This window comes from Burkholderia sp. B10 (genome assembly GCF_004368385.1).
In the GTDB taxonomy this organism is placed as follows: Bacteria; Pseudomonadota; Gammaproteobacteria; order Burkholderiales; family Burkholderiaceae; genus Burkholderia; species Burkholderia vietnamiensis.
The window spans coordinates 17,496-36,566 of record NZ_PQMX01000047.1 but is presented as its reverse complement, the minus strand read 5'-3'; the positions used below and the strand labels follow the sequence as shown (position 1 = coordinate 36,566).

Genomic DNA, 19,071 nt, shown 5'->3' with positions numbered 1-19,071 from the left:
CCTCCCCTCGGCGTAGCTAACTTCTTTATTGCGAGGTGGTGTTCGATGAATCAAATCAAGCGTTCGTAATTTTCAAATCAAATTCCGGACTAGCCGCCACATTCTGGGTCAGGCGCCGCCCGCTTTTCAGCAACTCATATGCCTCTGGGCCGATCCAAAATACATTGATCTTGGCAGGATAATATTTTTTAAAGGCGGACGCGGCCTGCCTCATAATCTTTTGCGCAGCCGAATCATCCGACCAGGTTTGTATTAGACCGTTGATCAGTGTGCCATCTGACCAAAAACCACCAGCATTGAAAGCCACGCCTTCGTTGCAATTTCCCGATTCGTAGGCGGCATACCACCTCCCGCCCTCCGGGAGATTTTCCCCAATGAATCGGGACATTGACTCGACCGCCACCGATCGCCCTACTAAAATATAATCTTTGCAACTGCCAGTTTGGCTTTTGGCGGCCACGCCCAAATCCGGAATATTTCTAGCCGAATTGAAAATAGGCGCTTCCGCCCCATATTCTTGAAAGAAGTGATGATGCGAGATAATGTATTTCACATCACCTTTGCTTTCTATGAAGTCAGTTATCAGCAAGACATCATTTTTTGTTGCAAAAAAATGTATCCTTTTCATTTTTCAAATGCCTTTTGTCGAGACGCCGCCGATGGCGGCGGCGATGTTGACGGTTTGGCGGCCAGTTGCGCCACTCGACACGGACGTCGCCGTCCTGCCGTCTGGAGCGATACCGGCCGCGCCAGCAACCGGCGTACACCCGCACCATGCAACCACAAGTATTGCGGGCAATAGGTATCGCTCCCGATGCCGTGACATCCCTATCCTCCTTGCATGTATGTTGTGCGGCGGCTCCGTTCATGATCCGCCCTTCGAACAATTAGTTTGCTTTTGCGCTTGCAGCACTTGTCGCCGGTGAGCTTGTCGGTAAATTCGATCGATATATCGTCGATCGCACTCGAAATTGCCCAATTCTCGCGACCTGAATTTAAATCACAAAATCTGATTCTTTATATCGCCGCTTTATATCCGGAAGAACAGAAATTATTTTATCTATTTCATCAAGTCGCTTTGGGAATATTGTCTTGAAATTGTCGCTACGATACCTTTCAACAAAATCGAAATCCCCAAGAATTATTCGGGCGATACACATCAACACCCCCTTTTGACGTTCCCATTCGTCATAGATAATTTCATTTCTTGTTTCGTATTTTGCAGGCAAATTCTCGAGAAACTCTCTCTCACCACGAAAGACATAATGGCTGTTTATAAATGCAATACCAGCCTCCACTATCCCACGAAAAATTGACGGAATTTCTATAAGGTCGATCGAATTTTTGCTTATTCCAGAAATCGAATCCTTAGAGAATTCCCCTGACTCGCCAATCATTTCAATAAATTTTGACTTATCCTGGCAAATCAATACAGGAGGCACCGGCAACCCCGTCACACCGCTCAATAGTGCATTGGTTTTCTGAAAATCCACCGACGACGTGTGGATGGAATACCCCAACAAATCCTTCATTAATTTAGTCGTTCTTTTATTATTTACAGCAATACATGGCTGTAAATGACCGAATCCGCGATCAAAGCTAACGCCAAAATCAATAATCAGCTCAGCGAATTTAATAGATTTATTCTTGAATTTTCCAGATGAATAACTCCACCCGTCGAATTCATTGGCCACACTCAACCCAATTTCATTGATCTGCTCTTTAAAAGTGGCCACAATCCAACTCCTTAAACATATTCCATTACCGGCGCCGCAAAACAACCACGGGCGTCGGCGGTAGTGATCCGCTCATATTGGCTCTGCCGGCATTCGTACCAGGCCCAGTTCCAGTTGCTGTGCCAGATTGCACAGATGGGTAGACCGTGCCCTGATTCGATGTCGTAGTAGCATTGCCCGTCTTAACTTCTAAAATGGCCTGCCCTTGCGGGTTAAGTTTAATCGACGTGATCGGATTTCCTCCCGTATCCACCAGTGCATTGCCATTTATATCCTCGGCAATGAATCCCGGGGGCAATTTTACAACCCCATTTGGAGGGCCATTCACTGCAATATCTGCAACTGCACGGGTGGTGTCGCTCGAAAGGCTCACTTGCGATTGAACGCTGACGCCAGGTTGATCTTTGACATAATTTGCAGCGTCTATCTCGGCGGCTCTTCCTGTCGCGTTATTCGCGGAAATAGTCGAGCTTGTCGAGTTGCCAATGCTGTTTCGGATTCTTGCAAACTGTTGTTCAACAGAGGCAACCTGCCCTTCAACGGCGTCGACAATACCCTTTTCCAAAGAGCCAAACGCATCTGCGATTGCTTTTTCTGCAGTTCCTGCGACTTCACCGGCTTGCATCCCGCCGCCGCCACCGAGACCACCCAGCCCGGTTCCAATATCGCCACCGAGCGGGATCAGGTCCTTGCCATGGGCAATATCTTCCGGATTCGTCGCATTGTTGATCGCCTCGCTTGTTGCAGCGTTGGCGCCGGCAACGCCGTTCTGTCCAGCGGCGTTCGCCGCGAGCCCGCCCAGCAACGTCGTGGCGGTGACGATCGCTGCGATTTGATCGGGGCGCAGATTCTGTACGCCACCGGCCTGGCCCACCAGAATCGATCCAAGCACCGCGCTCGTAGCCGCACCGATGGCTCCGCCGCCGCAGCCTTGCCCCAACGCCGCCCCCGATGCACACCCAACCACTGCGTGCGCCAGCACAAAGCCGAGCGTGTCCTTCGCGAGGAGCGAGTCGGAACTCGTCGAGGACAGTCCGATCGCATTGTTGGCGACCGCCGCTACGTCATTGACTGCACTCGTCAACATGGCGGTTCCATAACTACCGCCATTGATCGCCGTAGTGATCGCGCCGTTCACCACGGCACGTTCAGCGATCGTCGCTGCCGTATTGCCGAGGTTCGTCAGCGTCACCGTCGTGTCTGCTGCAACTGCCCCGTTGCCAAGGTTGCTGAACCCGTTCAGGTTCAGCGCGGAATCGGCGAACTGTGTGAGATATGCCGTGCCCACCGCCTTCGCGAGCGCACCGAGATTCACGCCCCCGTTCGCGATCTCCTGCTGCATGATCGACGTCGCCAACGCTCCGCCGATCGGTCCGAGCACGTACGAGAACGCAACCGCCATCGCTGCCTGGAATACCATCGCGACGCCACCGTTGTGGCCGTCCGATTGATACTCGCTGTTCAGGTGATCACTGACCGTGCTCTGCTGGAAATTGCCGCCGAGTCGCGACTTGAGCTGCGCGAGTTCCGCCGCGGTGCCCGCTTGATCGATCGAGCCACTCGCACCGATCTTCTGGATCTGGCCGCCGATGTTGTCGATCATCGCGGCGTTGTTCGCGAAGTCCGCCGCGCTCATGAAACCGCCCTGCTGCAGGACGGTGCCGGTCGTGCGTGTGTATCCGTCGTCACCGGCTTGCGCGTAGTACGAACCGATGTCGACCGAACGCTCGAGGTTCGTGATGCGTGCACCCGGCGTCGACAGCGTGCCGGTCGCCGTGATCGACCCTGTGTTCGTGATGTCGTCCGGACGGTTCGCGTCGTGGAACGCCAGCGTCACGTCGTGGCCATTGATCACCCCATCCGGATTCACCGCGTTATAGCCTTGCGGCAGATACACCTGCGGCATCAGTGCATCGACGGTCGGGCACACTGCTCCGCCCGTGGCCGTACATCCGGGCTGCGGCACTGCCTGCTCGACGTACCAGAGCATCGGTTTGTCGAGCGACGCCAGTTGCTCGGCCGACAATGCCACGCCAAGCTTCAGGTCATGCGCCTTCGCATAGTCGACCGCGTTCGCGTACAGCGCATACTTTTCCTGATCGACGACCGTCGTCTGATACGCGTTGTCGTACGCGAGCCCGTCGATGAAACTCGCCTTGCCCAGGCGCTGGAGCGCCGCCGTCTGCAGGGCCTGGTTCTCGTCGAACGGGTTGTAGTAGAAGGGCACGCTGCCCGGTTGCAGGTTGCTCGGCAGCTGGCTGATCAGATACGACGGCCCGATCCCGCCGACCACCTGCGCGGCCGGATTGTTGATCAGATACGCAACCGGCGACGACGCCCCCGCGATGGTCTGGACCGATGCGCCGCCGGGCGAACCGGGTTTGCCGACGTTCGCAGCTTGAATTCCTCCCTGGACCGGCGCCGAAACCTGACCGCCGACGTTCGACGCCTGCGCGGCCGCGGTCGCTGCCTGCCCCGCGACACCCTGCGCCGTTGCCGCCACGGCGGGCACCCCTAGCGGCGCGAGCGATACGACCTGCGTCGGTGCAACACCCGGCGGCGTATACACGTTGCCCGTGTAGCCGTTCACCAGATGCAGGCCCGACATCGCGATCGTGTTGCCGATGACGTTGCCGCTGTTGACGATGTTGCCTTGCGATTGCACCGTGAGTGTCGGCGCCTGAATCAGCCCGTAGATCGTGCCGATCGGCGACGGCGGACTCAGCGGCTCGTTCGTGCCAGTCCACGCACTCCCCCACATCTGCTGACAGCTCGCCAGATCCGTACAGCCGTAGTTGTCGTGCCAGACGTACGAGCCGTTGATCACCTCGTTCGAATGCGAATGCCAGTACGCGTTGAGCACCTGATCCTGGTTCGTCAACGCATTGGCCGATGACAGGTTGATCGTCGCGGCCTGTCCAGCCGTCACGACGCTGCCGGTATTCAGCATCGAGCCGGCCGTGACACCCAGATTGCGGCCTGCGTTAATGATCGAGGGCGGCCCCGACTGGTTGTCGACCATCGCCTCGCAGTCGGGCGTCGCGCCGGTCATCGAGCAGCCGTAGGTCGACTGCGCGCCATAGTTCTCGTGCGCCTTGACGGGGTCGGCGATCGTGTTCGTCAGCGCGTTCGTGACGATCGTCAGGTCGCGGCCGGATTGGATCGTGCCGGACGTATTCGTGACGCTCGACGATTGCGTGGCGTTGGCCGCCGTCGTCCCGGCCCCGCCGATCGTCACGTCCTGACCGGCGACCAACTGGCCAAGGTTGTTGCTTGTGGTATTGCTCGCGATCACGAGATCGCGCCCCGCCGATACCGTCGCGTAGCTGGGTGCGCCTGGCGTGTAGACCTGGCTCGTGTACGGATTCGGGTTGAAGGTCGAAAAGCCGTGATTGCAGTCGGCATCCGAGACCCCTGCCGCACAACCGGCGTTCGTCACGAGGGTCGACGTACTGCGCCCCTGGTTCGTGAAGCTCGCTGCGTCGACGATCACGTCGACCTGCCCGGCGATCGTCCCACCGTTGGTCAGGTTGCCACCCGACACCGTCACGTTGTTGCCGGCGGCGATCGTCCCCGGCGCAGGCGGCGCTTGCGTGACGGTGCTGACCCGGCTCGGCGCAACGACCGAGCTGTTCACCGAAAAGGTGTTGTCCGGTGCCAGCGCCATGCCGTCGGACGTGTGGTAAAACAAGCCGGAACCCGGGATCGTGACTGCGCCAAGCTTTCTCAGCTGGGCGATCAGCGTGTCGAGTTCCTGCTGGTTCACCTGCTCGACCGATTTGCCCAGTGCGGTCGACGGCGCCGGCCCGTTGTCCAGCGACTGCACGTTCAGGTCAACGTTGTGGGTGGCCGTGATCGTGCTGCTCTCGTTCGCCAGGCTGTTCGCGGTAATGCTCAGGTCATGACCCGCGGCCATCACGCTCGGGTTCGTCACCGCTTGCGAGCCCGACACCGTCAACGAAATGGTCGGCAGATTCAGCACGATCGGTGTGTCTTGCTGCAGGCCCGAACCCTGGTGCGCTGCCGCGTTGTCGACGACGTAGACGTTTCCGGAATCCGGATAGTACGAGTACGCGCCCTGCGGATCGCTCTGGAAATCTTTTGCCGTCAGCAGCGTGATCGTGCCGGTCGTATAGTTCGGATTCAAGTCGGACAGCGGACCTTGCGCACCCGGCCAGCTTTCAACGGTCTGCGTCCCGCCACTGCCACCGTAGTCGCGCACCGTAAAGACCGTTTCGCTGCCCAGCAAAATCGCATTCAGCAGCGCCGGATCCGAGACGATCGTCGTCGTGCTGTTGCCGGCACTGCCCGCGTTCGGCGACACGGCGTTGTTGTTGACGCTCGCCGCCTGGATCGTCATGTCATTGCCGGCGGTGAACTTACCGACGACATTGGCGAGTGCCCCGCTCAGATTCGCCGTCACGTCATGGCCGGCCTGGGTCGTGGCATTCGAATTGTCGTAACTGGTGCCCGTCAAGTGCAGGTCGTTCGCCGCTTCGACGGTGCCCTGGTTGATCGTCGCGCCGTCGAGCTGCGCGTCGACGTTCGCGTGCAGCGTCGCGCCTTTCTGGTTCGTCAAGCTGCCCGACGCCGAAACGTTGCGGCCGGTGATCGAACCCGCGTTGGTCGTCGATCCATTCAGCGAGATGTCGCCCGCGCTCGTGATCGAGCCCGTGTTGCTGATATTGGACGAATTGATGACCAGCGTTTGGCCAGCGACATTGGCCGTACCGAGATTCCACGCCCCCGTGTTCGTCAGCGACAGCGGATTGAGCGTCAGCGTTTGCCCGGCCAGCATCGTGCCGCTCGTCGCGGCAAGCGGATCGAACGTCAGGTTGGACGCGGTGAACGTGGCATTGCGATGCGCAAGGATGCTCCCCGACGTACCGTCGAACGCGCCAGCACCGCCGTTCACGGTGACATTCGCGTCGCCCGTCGCCGCACTCGGGTTCTGGACATCGCCCGCGAAAATCGTCCCGCCACGATTGCTCAGCGTCGTGGTCGTCAAGTTCAGTGCGTTCGTCGCCATCACCGCGCCGGCATTCGTGACGCTGTTGCCGGCCGTCACGTTCACGGTCGGCCCATACACGGTTCCACGGTTCGTGATGTCCGTCGCATTGATCGTCGCGGTCTGCAGCGACGACAGGCTGCCAGTGTTTGAAACGATCGAGCCCGACACGTTGAGGTTGCCTGCCGCCATTTGCGTACCGACGTTCGAGACCGTGCCGCCGGAAAGCGTCGCATCGCCCTTGAATGCCGCCGTGCCGCCCGTTGTCAGGCTTTGCGTGCCGCTGATCTGCGTCGTGCCACCAACTACGGCATTCGCGGTGGTCACGTTCGCGCCCGACAGCGTCGCGTTGCCGCCCACCGACAAGGCGGGTGCGATTGCGCTGAAGGGTTGGTTGAGCTGGCCAGCCGAGGTGTCGAGGTTGCTCGTGGCCGCGGCCGTCAGATTGCCGCCGACGGCTACGTTCTGCGTCGTGATGTTGGCCGCCGTGAGGCTCGCATTCTTCGAGACGGTGGTCGGGCCATTCAAGGTGAGGTTCTGGCCGGCGTTCAGGTTCGCGTTGCCGGCTGTCGATACCGGGCTGCTCGCGTTCAAATTGCCGGATTTAGCGCTGACCGACAGATCGCCAAGGCTCTCGACACTGCCCTGCGTATTGATGTCGGTGCCGGCCGTGATCGTCGTCACTCCTCCCGCGAGGGCGTTGCCCGCGAGCGTCACGCTGCCGTTCGTCGCGCTCAGCGTGCTATTACCGACCGCGGTGGTCGCGCCAACCGACAGGTTTTTGCCGGCGCTCACGTTCAAGCTGTTGCCGGTCTGAATCGCGCCGGAGACGCCAACGTTGTTGCCGGCATTGAGGGTCGTGTCATTCGCGACGCTGATTGCACCGGTGCCGTTGATGTCTCGCCCCGCCGTCACGTTCGCGTTGCCTGCGTTGTCGACCGACAGGCCGCCGTTCAAGTTTGCGTCCCGCGTCGCGGCGATGGTCGCGGTCTGGCCGCTCTGGACCGTACCGGCGACGGTGGCATCCTGGCCGGCGTTGATGTTCAGCGCGCCGGGCGTCGACACCGCGCCGCCGACGGTGACGCTACCTGCGCCCGAGCCGATGGACGCGTTGCCACCGCTGTACACGGTACCGCCAAGATTCACGCCCTGTTGGCCCGTTGCGGTCAGCGCGCCGAGCGACGCCACATTGCCGGTCGTCGTCAGCAAACCGCCGTTGGCCGCTAGTGTCATATCTCCGATCGATGCGGCGGTGCCTTGCACGCTCGTGTTGCCACCGGCAGCGACGCTAAGCGCTGCGCCGCTGGTCACGTTGCCATTGACGGACGCGGATCCGGTTTGCGCGGCGATCGTCGTCGCACCAACGCTCGAGACCTGCCCATTGACGATCACGTTACGTGCACCCGCGAGCGCAACTGCGCTGCCGCCCTGCACTGCGCCGCTGACGGTCAGATCCCGCCCGGCTTTGGCCGACACCCTACCCGGTGCGCTCAAGCCGCCCACCGTCAGGTCGCCGCTCGCAGTCTGCAGCGCAATGTCATGTGCAGACAGCGATCCGATCGACATCGACTGACCGGCCGTGAGACTGGCCGCGCCGTTCGCCGCAACCGATGCGGCATTCAGATTGCCGCCCGCCGTCATCGACACGTTCTGCCCGGCCGACACCGCGCCCGCTGCGTTGATGTCGCCGTTTGCCGCGACCGTATAGTTCCGGTTCGCGAGACCGGTATCGGTGATCGTCGTGGTGCCCGTGCTCGTCAGGTTGACGTTCTGGTTCGCGAAGGTCTTGCCGACGGAAATGTCGCCGTTCGCGTTGACGACCACGTTGCCCGCCGTCGCCGACATGGGGCCTTGCGTGTTCACCCCCATACCGGCCGCTGTGGAGACGATATAGACGGTCCCGGACGTGACCGAGCCATACTGGCTCGCATCCACCGCGATGCCTTTGCCGATCGCAGCCGCCGTGTTGACCACACCGTTCGCCGCGGTGCCGTACGTCGCGCCGCTTGAATCGCTGGCTGTGGGCGTGACGAGCTGATTGCCGGTCACCACGTTCACACGCTGATCCGCGCGCAACGGAGCCGCCAACGTCACGCTTTGACCAATCAGATCGATATTGCCGACCGTGCCTTCGATACCCGCACCCGGGCCGTTGACCCCTGCCGGTCCGTTGATCGAAATGTTCCCGGAGCGGACGTCGTAGCCCACTGCACCGGCATGAGCGAAATCGGTAGCACTACCTCCGACGCCGGTCAGGAACTGCGGCACCCCGGTCGTCAGCGTCAGCCCCGGAACGTTGGTGAGCGCCATTCCATTGACCGACACGCCGCCCGGCGCGCTCACGATGACGGCCGCCGGTGCCCCGAACACCTCGAGCGGCCCGTTCAGCGTCGCGATGTTGCTGGAGGTGACCTGATTGATGATGGTTGTCGCTGGCCGACCGTTCAGGTTCGGGTTGGCGCCGAGCGTGCCGCCGAGCAACGGCGTGCCGGCAATCGTGCTGTTGTTGAGCACCAAGCCGCGGGAATCTATGTCGAACGACTGATACTGGCCAACGCTTATTCCGTTCGCGTTTGCAGTCGGAATATTGACCGCGGGCACGCCCGCGCTGGTCTGCGTAACGGACGGCTGGAATGCGATCGGCGCTCGCGGGTCGACGATCGGTGCGGCGTGGGCCGCTTCGTCAGCGAGCAATACTGCAGGACCGAGATACATCACGACCGACATGACCCATGCAGTCACCTTGACCCAAAGCGCATGGCCTCCGCTGCTCTGCGAAGAACGGTCGAAGATAATCGCTCGTTTGCGCGCTTCCCGTTGAAGACAACGGTATTCCAATTCGCGCATCAGTCGACGCATGGTCGGTCTCACTCGATATTTTCTCTGAATGATTGCACGGCAGAATTCAGAAGATGGTCAACCATTGTCATAGACGAGTCGTCGCGAATCACGATTACCCACAACAGAGGTTCATGAGCAGCTAACGCAAAAATTGTTAAATAGACGTCACTCCGCTTTTGAAAAATTACCTTCATTCATAAAAATGGTCTTATCTCAATAACGACCGATCCCTCTCGTCGTAGAAGCCGAGAGGGGCCTGGCTCATATGGGATCCGGCCGCGGCGGCGCGCTCTGCGCTGAATATGGCCGAAAAAACCAATGTGCGAGAAAGTTAAAGACCGTTTCGCTCCGAATCGGCACGTTTACAACAGGATCGTGCAGCCAAGAAAACAATCATCGTGATCGACTGGGCATTAGGAGTTGAAATGGCATTAATCGACGTGCATGAAATAAGACGAACCGCAACCAGCGGCTCTGGCCTTGCGATCCGTACCGTACTTTCGAGCGCGGCCATTAACTCGGCAATCGGAAAAGTCCTAATCCAATCGTCGGAATAATGTCGATTTACCATCGACCCGCACATAATGAGATCTCGTTGAAATCGAGACAGCGCCGGGAGGAAACGATCTTGTCGAGAAGGGCTATCTCCAGCGTGCGGAAGGTACCGAAGCGCCAGAGGGTCGCGTTATGGTCACGCGTGCGCGTCCCCCGACTTCCGTCACGATGCGGCGAAGCCGTTCAGCCTTTCGCGTGGCACGGCCGAAATGCCGTTTTCACATTCACGACCGCCTGACAGCCGCGTTTGGCAGTGTGGCAAGCGGACCCGAGCGTCGAGCCGAAAGAAGCGGCTGCTATGACGGCTCGTGAATGCTCGATCGATCCGCAGCGAAGAAGGTGAAGAACCGTTCGAGGCATCTGCTCAGCAAGCCGAACGAACGAGATGAGACAGGCGCGTGCCTACGTCGGACGTTGCATGAGCGACCGCATCGAACCCAGCGCCCCACCGCGTCGACCAACCGCCCGGCATTCGCGCACCATCACCGGCCGCTCACCATCGACATCCGCATCAGCGACGCGTCATATCGACGGACAGGATTTCGAACCCCGGTTCGGCGTGTTCGTTCGCCGCCGCGAGTGCTTCGTCGTAGGACAAAAAGGACATGGCGTCCTCGATCACGGGCGCGAGGCCGATGTCGCCGTCCTCGCCGGTGCAGAGGAATTGCTCGCCGGTTTTAACCACGTAGATGTTCGCCATGTGGCCCTCGATGGTTTGCATGGGGGAACTTCCAGTCTAGCTGTCATGGTCCGGTTCGCAACTTCGACGGCAGGCCGGCCAGCCGGATTGCCGCCGCTGCCTGGAAGAACCTTGCGCCCGTATGTACCCGCCGCAACGCGTACGAGCCTTCGCCCGAACGCGGATCAGCAACAGGCTCAGCCTTTGCCGCGCCCACCCGTCGCTTTGCCCGCCGAGCCCGAACCACCGCCCGGCTTGCCGCCCGATTTACCGCGCGGCTTCTGCACGCTGAACGGGCTGCCGCTGATCACGCTTTTCGCGCCTTTCCCGCTTGCCGCACCCGCGCCGCCCGCGCGCTTCGCCCCCGGCTTGCCGCTCCCTTCCCCACTCCGCGGCCGCGCCTGCTTGCCCGGCATCGGCTTGGCGGCCGGCGCGGCCTGCAACACTTTCGGCGTCTTCGGCTTTTTCGGTTTCTTGATGAGCTGGCCCGTCGCGCTGGTTTCCGGCACGCGATGCTCGGCTTCGAATCCAGGCTCTTCCTCGCGGCGCAACGTCTTGCCGATCAGCGCCTCGATCGCAGCCAATTGCGGCGCTTCGTCCGCGCACACGAGCGACACCGCGACGCCGCTCGCGCCCGCGCGCCCAGTCCGGCCGATGCGGTGCACATAGTCCTGCGCGACGATCGGCAGATCGACGTTGATCACCATCGGCAGATCGTCGATGTCGAGGCCGCGCGCCGCCACATCGGTGGCGACGAGCATCTGCACGTCGCGCGCCTTGAAGCGCTCGAGCGCGCGCAGACGCGCCGGCTGCGGCTTGTCGCCGTGAATGGTGTCGACCGCATAGCCGGCCTCGTCGAGCATGGCCGCCAGGTAATCGACGCCCGCGCGCGTCTTGACGAACACCAGCGCGTGCTCCCACTTGTTCTCCGCCACCAGATGCATGAACAGTTCCGGCTTGTTGCGCTTGTCCACCGGCACCACCCACTGCTTGATCCGGCTGGCCGTCGTGTTCGGCGGGCTCACGCTGATGTTGACGGGGTTGCGCAGAATGGTCGCCGCCATCGCGCGGATGTCGTCGGTGAACGTCGCGGAAAACAGCAGGGTCTGACGCCGGGCCGGCAATGCGGCGAACACGGCGTTGAGCTCGCGGGCAAAGCCGAGGTCGAGCATGCGGTCGGCTTCGTCGAGCACCAGCGTTTCCACCTGATCGAACTGCACCGCGTTCTGGCGGTTCAGGTCCAGCAGACGGCCCGGCGTGGCGACCAGCACGTCCACGCCTTTGCGCAGCTTCATCATCTGCGGGTTGATGCTGACGCCGCCGTACGCGGCCAGAAAGCGCAGGTCCAGACCCTTGCCGTATTCGACGAAGCTCTGCAGCACCTGCTCGGCCAGCTCGCGCGTCGGCACGAGGACCAGCACGCGCGCGCGGTTGCTCGACACCGCCGGGCCATGCTGCACCAGCCGCTGCAGCAACGGCAGCGCAAAGCCGGCAGTTTTTCCGGTGCCGGTTTGTGCCGCGGCCATCACGTCCTTGCCGCCGAGCACCGCAGGAATCGCGTTGGCCTGCACCGGCGTCGGTGTCTGGTAGTTGAGATCCTGCAGAGTGCGCAGCAGAGGATCGATCAGGCCAAGCGAGGCGAAGGACATGGACGTATTCCGGGCTAAAACCGCAATTCTAGCGGTTGCCGCGCCGCCGGCCCGCGGCTGCGCGCATTCCTACGCGCGGCCCGCGCCCGTCTTCCGCAGCCGCATGTCGACCGCGCCGACGTTCTTCTCGTGCGCGACCAGCATCAGCGACAACGCGTGATGGATATCCGGGTTCGCGAGCGTGGGCAGCAGCGCCTGCAGCCTGCGCACGACCCAGCGCTGCCCGCGGTTCAGGAACGCCATGCGCTCGCCCAGATCGTCGATCGCCATCGCCTTTTGGTAGAACGCGCCGGTCGCACGCGTCGGCGTGGCGCCGAGCGTGCGGATCGCGTCCACCAGCACGCTGCACCAGTGCGCTTCGTCCTGACGAATATGCGCGATCAGCCGATGCAGGTCGGGATCGTCGTCGATCTCGGCCGCCGTCTCCGATGCGACGCGTGCGCCCGCGCGCTCAGCCTCCAGCAGTTCGTCGAGCGCGGCCAGCAACGCGCTGCGGTCGGCGTCCGCGTCGGCCGGGCGCGCCGCGCCGGTGCCTTGGCCGAGGCGCGCCGCCGCATCGAGCGCGATCCGGCGCAGCACGTCGCCGGCCGGCTCGATCGCCCGGATGCGGCCGACGCCCGTGCCCGCATACAGCGCCATCGCCTCGAAATCGCCGGTCATCGTGCGCAGCGGAGAATCGGTGCTGAACAGATAGATCGGCCGCCCTTCCTCGTCGCCGATCACCACGCGCGCGTCGCCGAACGGATCGCCGCGCTCGCCGCGCGTGACGCTCGACGGCAACACGCGCACGCGCGCGCCGCGCGGCCAGTTGATGTGAAAGACGTCGGTCAGCAGCGTGTCGCCGTCGCGTGCGTCGACGATCCGCTGCTGGTGATATGGATGCGCGAACGACTCGTGCGTCGCGATGAACGCGGTGCCGATCACCGCGCCCTGCGCGCCGAGCGCCATGGCGGCGGCCACGTCGGCGCCGTCGGCGATCCCGCCCGCGGCCAGCACCGGCAAGCGCGTCGCGCGCACCACCTGTGGCAACAGCTCGACGAGCGGCCGATCGCCGCGCACATGCCCGCCGGCCTCGTGCCCCTGGACGATCAGCGCGTGCGCGCCGGCCGCGTCGGCCGCCTGCGCGTCGTCGAGCGAGCCGACCTGATGAACCACGCGCACGCCCGCATCGCGCAGGCGCCGCACGACGTCCGGCATGACGTCCCAGAACAGCGCGACGACCGGCACCCGCAATTCGATGCACGCATCGAGCTGCGCGTCGAGCAGTTCGCGCGGCGTCGACGCCGGAATCAGGTTCACGCCGAACGGTTGCGCGGTGGCCGCGCGAACCCGCTCGACCTCGCGCCGGATCAACGCGACCGGCTCACGCACCATCCCGAGAAAACCGAACCCGCCGGCGGCGCTCACCGCACTCGCCAGCTCGGCCCGCGCGACACCGCCCATGCCCGCGAGCACGATCGGCCAGGCACAGCCGAGCAGGTCGCACACGGGGCGATGCAGAATCTCTACGGCGCGGGCGTCGAGCCCGTCGCCACGCGTCGGAATCGACATGCAGCGTCCTCCTTTCTGGATCGGCGGCGCACCACGGCCGACCGCCCGCGGCGCGCATTGCGCGACAACGAAACGGAGCGTGGCGAGCCGCACATCGAATTGCTCACATTGTGACATATCCGACCGTTCGGCCGCGGCGGCAACCGGTATTGCCCGATATTCGCCGCTACAGCGGCGACGGTGCATCGGCCCGCTCGATGCGAATCATGTCGATCACGACAGCGGCAGCTGTCGACCGCATGACGCGCTGCGATTCGTCGCGCTCACAGGTGCAGCCAACGCACACTCGGACATGCTCGCGCAGCAGCGCTGCCGGCCCTGACCGAAGGGATGCGCCGTCACCGCATTGTAGAACCGCGCACGCCAGCGATCGTTCCGCCTCCACAGCCGCATGCGGCGATGAAGCGCGCTGATGTCGCGCCGGCCAGCCCGAAGGCCACGATCGGCCTCGCCCCCGGTCTGCGCACCGACGGAGGCAGGCGCTGCACCCACCGGCAGCACGATCGACGACAGTAGCACGCCCGCGCATACCGGATCTTGACGCGCCGCCGGGCACGATCGCGCCTGGGCTTGACGCCGCCCGGGGCGCTACGCGCGCGTATGGGGATATGATCCACAGTGGCCGCACCGCGTTTCCGGGCGCGCCGCGCGCGGGCTTGCCCGAAGGCGGCGCGCCGGTCACGGCGGGCGGCCGTATTGCGGGCGCGATCGGTGTGTCCGGCGTAGAGTCCGGACCGGATGCACGGCTCGCCCGCGCGGCATACAAAGCGTCGCGGCCTGATCCGCGCGCGTTTTCCATTCCCCGGGAGGAATCACGATGATCGACCAAGCAGGACTGCAAGTCGCGCCAGCGCTGAGCCAGTTCATTGAAGACGAAGCACTGCCGGGCACCGGCATCGACAAGGCCGCATTCTGGAGCGGTTTTTCGGCGCTGGTGCACGAGTTCGCGCCGCGCAACCGCGAATTGCTCGCGGAGCGGGAGCGCCTGCAGCACGAACTGGACGCGTGGCACCGCGCGCACCCCGGCCCGGTACGCGACCATGCCGCGTACCGCGCATTCCTCGAACGAATCGGCTACCTCGTGCCGGTCCCGTCGAACGTCGCGGCAGCCACCGCGAACGTCGACAGCGAGATCGCGACGCAGGCCGGCCCGCAGCTCGTCGTGCCGCTGTCGAACGCGCGCTACGCGCTGAACGCCGCGAACGCGCGCTGGGGCAGCCTGTACGACGCGCTGTACGGCACCGATGCGCTGCCCGAAGACGGCGGCGCCGAGCGCACCACGGCCTACAACCCGACGCGCGGACAGCGCGTGATCGACTACGCGCGCAACGTGCTCGACAACGCGGCGCCGCTCGCGAGCGGTTCGCACCGCGACGCGCTGCGCTACCGCGTGGAGGACGGCCAGCTCGCCGTCGAAACGGCCAGCGGCGTCGTGCACCTTGCGCAGCCGGCGCAGTTCGTCGGCTACCAGGGCGCAGCCGGCGCGCCGTCCGCGATCCTGCTGAAGCACAACGGCCTGCACGTCGAGATCCAGATCGATGCGTCCACACCGATCGGCCGCGCGGACCTCGCAAACGTGAAGGACGTCGTGCTCGAAGCGGCGGTCAGCACGATCATCGACTGCGAGGATTCGGTCGCGGCGGTCGACGCCGACGACAAGGTCCAGCTGTACCGCAACTGGCTCGGGCTGATGCAGGGCACGCTGGTCGAGGAAGTCGCGAAGGGCGGCAAGACCTTCACGCGCCGCCTGAACGCCGACCGCGAATACACGACGCCGGCCGGCGGCACGCTGACGCTGCACGGCCGCTCGCTGCTGTTCGTGCGCAACGTCGGCCATCTGATGACCAACGGCGCGGTGCTCGATCGCGACGGCAACGAGATCCCGGAAGGGATCCTCGACGGCGTCGTCACGACGCTGTGCGCGCTGCACGACCGGAAGGCCAAGCGCAACTCGCGCACCGGCTCGATCTACATCGTGAAGCCGAAGATGCACGGCCCGGTCGAGGTCGCGTTCGCCGACACGCTGTTCGCGCGCATCGAGGATCTGTACGGGCTGCCGCGCAACACGCTGAAGATGGGCATCATGGACGAGGAGCGCCGCACCAGCGTGAACCTCGCCGCCTGCATCGCGGCGGCGGCCGGGCGCGTCGCGTTCATCAACACCGGCTTCCTCGACCGCACCGGCGACGAAATGCACACCGCGATGGAAGCCGGCCCGATGATCCGCAAGGGCGACATGAAGTCGTCGGCGTGGATCGCCGCCTACGAGCGCAACAACGTGCTCGCGGGCCTGTCGGCCGGCCTGCGCGGCCGTGCGCAGATCGGCAAGGGCATGTGGGCGATGCCCGACCTGATGCACGCGATGCTCGAGCAGAAGATCGCGCATCCGCGCGCCGGCGCGAACACCGCGTGGGTGCCGTCGCCGACCGCGGCGACGCTGCACGCGCTGCATTACCACCTCGTCGACGTGCAGGCCGTCCAGCAGGCGCTCGAAAAGACGCCGTACGCGAGCGAGCGCGACGCGCTGCTCGAAGGGCTGCTGACGGTCCCGGTGGTCGAACGCGCCGAGTGGAGCGACAGCGAGATCCTCAGCGAAGTCGAGAACAATGCGCAGGGCATCCTCGGCTACGTCGTGCGCTGGGTCGAACAAGGGGTCGGGTGCTCGAAGGTGCCGGACATCCACGACGTCGGCCTGATGGAAGACCGCGCGACGCTGCGCATCTCGAGCCAGCACATCGCGAACTGGCTGCGCCACGGCGTGATCACCGAGGCGTTCGTGCTGGACGTGTTCAAGCGGATGGCGCGCGTCGTCGACCAGCAGAACGCGGGCGATCCGAACTACCGGCCGATGGCGCCCGACTACGAGCAGTCCACCGCGTTCGCCGCGGCATGCGCGCTCGCGCTGCAGGGCACGTCGCAGCCGAGCGGCTATACCGAGCCGCTGCTGCATCGGTTCCGGCTCGCGTTCAAGGCGCAACAGCAAAGCGCGTAAGCAGCCGCACGCGGGATTTCCCGCATGCGTTTTGACGAGACGGGTGGCCGATTTCGGCCGCCCGTTTTTCAATATGAATATCGCGGCTCGCGTCCGCGCAATCGGTCACCCAATTGCCTTCCGCGCGCAATTTGCAAGTAGAGGTTAAAACCCCAATTTGATCCGAATCAACGGTGCGCGACATATTCAGCGCCACTTGATGCGCGCGTTATACTCGGACCCATCTGCGGCACGATTCGTACGACCTTCGATTCACGAATAAACCCATCCGCGAACGCGATCTGATCGGTTCGCCCGGATGCGATTGCCGACGATCGGCATTCGTCTTTCGATGGTCCGTCAGCGCGGGCGCCCCGGGGGCGCGTATCGGACCGCCAGCTACGTGTCACACGAATAATCGCATCGGCTCGCCGTCCGGCCGCGATGCCCATCGTTCCATGCGCCATGGCTGAAACCGACTACGCAGTGCCCCGCGAATCCCGCCGGACCGGCCGCGTCGTCGCTCGCGTGCGCCGTGCGCTGCTGCCGCACCTGATCTTCTACTCGGGGCTGCTGATCGGTCTGCTGCTGTTGCTGCTGTGCGCGATCGTGCTGTACGAAGGCCGCATCGACGCGCGCGACCGCGCCCGCACCACGCAGCAGAACATCGCGCTGATGGCGTCGTGGGACATCGAGCGCAACATCGAAATCTACTCGCTGTCGCTACAGGCGGTCGTCGACGGCGCGAACGACCCGGCAGTCGCGAATCTGCCGATGCCGCTGCGGCGCCAGGTGCTGTTCGACCGCGCGACCACGGCCAAATACCTCGGCGGCATCTACGTGCTCGACGCGAACGGCGACATCGCGGTCGACGGCAAGACCGACATCCCGCGCAAGTTCAACTTCGCCAACGAAGCGTATTTCGCCGTCCATCGCGATCATCCGGACGTCGGGCTGTACGTGAGCGACCCTTACCATTCGCGGCTGCGCGACGGCTCCCTGAGCATCGCGCTCAGCCGACGGATCACGCGGCCCGACGGGTCGTTCGGCGGCGTCGCGGTGATGTCGATCCGGCTCGAATATTTCCAGAACCTGTTTGCGCGGCTGGCGCTCGGCGATCGCGGCTCGGTCGCGCTGATCAAGACCAACGGCCGGATGGTCGCGCGTCAACCGTACGATCCGTCGATCGTCGGCCGCGACATCAGCCATGCAAGCACGTTCCGCCATTTCATGACGGCAAGCGAGGGCAGTTTCACCGACACCGCGACGATCGACGGCGTGCGCCGCCTGTACGTGTTCCGCCACCTCGAGAACCTGCCGCTGATCCTGATGGTCGCGCGCTCCGAAGCCGACACCTACGCCGCGTGGTACGACCGCGCGATCCCGATCGGCTCGGCGATGGTCGCGCTCGCGATCGGCTTCATCGGGCTGTCGCTGCTGCTCGACGTGCAGTTGCGCAAGCGCCAGCGCGCGGAAGCCGAGCTGCAGGCGCTGGCGCGCACCGACGGCCTCACCGGGCTCGACAACCGCCGCATGCTCGACGTCACGCTCGCGCGCGAATGGCGGCGCGCCGCGCGCTCGCAGCACGCGCTGTCGCTGCTGTTCGTCGACGTCGATCATTTCAAGCGCTACAACGACACACAGGGCCATCAGGCCGGCGACGATGCGCTCGCCGCGGTCGGCCGCTGCATCGCCGGCTGCCTGCGCCGGCCGGCCGATTACGCGGCCCGCTACGGCGGCGAGGAATTCGTCGTCGTGCTGCCCGACGTCGACACGGACGGCGCCGTCGCGATCGCCGAGACGATCCGCACCGGCATCCTCGATCTCGGCATCCGCCACGATGCGGGCATGTGCGGCCGCGTGACCGCGAGCATCGGCGTGACGACCTGCTATCCGGAACGCGGCGACACCATCCAGGCCGCGCTGAAACTCGCCGACGACGCGCTGTATCGCGCGAAGGCGAGCGGGCGCAACCAGGTCGTCGTGCACACGGCGGCCGACGGCGAGCGCGCACCGCGCCGCGCCTGAGCGGCGGCCGGCCGGCACCGACCGTCGCCGCGCACCGCAAAATCGCCGACAAT

Annotated in this window: 8 protein-coding genes and 1 pseudogene; 3 read left to right on the top strand and 6 right to left on the bottom strand. The window is 63.7% G+C overall.

The features are described 5' to 3' along the window. Window positions 1–55 precede the first annotated feature (55 nt). The 6 genes from C3Y15_RS21780 to C3Y15_RS21755 all read right to left on the bottom strand — a co-directional run bounded on the left by C3Y15_RS21780 (window position 56) and on the right by C3Y15_RS21755 (window position 14,019). Entirely contained in the window at window positions 56–628 is a 573-nt protein-coding gene (locus C3Y15_RS21780; protein ID WP_124259657.1) for a hypothetical protein, read from the bottom strand. 367 nt (window positions 629–995) lie between these two features. Continuing rightward, the gene (locus C3Y15_RS21775) at window positions 996–1,736 is read right to left on the bottom strand and encodes a hypothetical protein (RefSeq protein WP_124259656.1); all 741 of its coding nucleotides are present in this window, start codon (window positions 1,734–1,736) and stop codon (window positions 996–998) included. 25 nt (window positions 1,737–1,761) lie between these two features. After that, window positions 1,762–9,603 (bottom strand): filamentous hemagglutinin N-terminal domain-containing protein, encoded by a 7,842-nt coding sequence (locus tag C3Y15_RS21770; protein WP_124259655.1) that lies wholly within the window; start codon window positions 9,601–9,603, stop codon window positions 1,762–1,764. A gap of 1,048 nt (window positions 9,604–10,651) precedes the next feature. Further along, entirely contained in the window at window positions 10,652–10,840 is a 189-nt protein-coding gene (locus tag C3Y15_RS21765; RefSeq protein WP_014724274.1) for a hypothetical protein, read from the bottom strand. A gap of 176 nt (window positions 10,841–11,016) precedes the next feature. After that, window positions 11,017–12,468: a DEAD/DEAH box helicase gene (locus C3Y15_RS21760; RefSeq protein ID WP_060044734.1), complete on the bottom strand. Its 1,452-nt coding sequence runs from the start codon at window positions 12,466–12,468 to the stop codon at window positions 11,017–11,019. A 69-nt stretch (window positions 12,469–12,537) separates the two neighbouring features. Further along, a complete protein-coding gene (locus C3Y15_RS21755) occupies window positions 12,538–14,019 on the bottom strand; it encodes a nitronate monooxygenase (RefSeq protein ID WP_124259654.1) in 1,482 nt (493 codons plus the stop codon). A gap of 590 nt (window positions 14,020–14,609) precedes the next feature. Between C3Y15_RS21755 and C3Y15_RS21750 the strand changes: the two are divergent. The 3 genes and pseudogenes from C3Y15_RS21750 to C3Y15_RS21740 form a co-directional block, all read left to right on the top strand. Beyond that, window positions 14,610–14,840: pseudogene (locus C3Y15_RS21750) on the top strand (heme-binding protein); the annotation flags it as partial. Beyond that, the gene (locus C3Y15_RS21745) at window positions 14,837–17,011 is read left to right on the top strand and encodes a malate synthase G (RefSeq protein WP_011881159.1); all 2,175 of its coding nucleotides are present in this window, start codon (window positions 14,837–14,839) and stop codon (window positions 17,009–17,011) included. The pseudogene C3Y15_RS21750 and the gene C3Y15_RS21745, both read left to right, overlap by 4 nt. Before the next feature lie 444 nt (window positions 17,012–17,455). Beyond that, window positions 17,456–19,018: a GGDEF domain-containing protein gene (locus tag C3Y15_RS21740; RefSeq protein ID WP_059462435.1), complete on the top strand. Its 1,563-nt coding sequence runs from the start codon at window positions 17,456–17,458 to the stop codon at window positions 19,016–19,018. Window positions 19,019–19,071 lie beyond the last annotated feature (53 nt).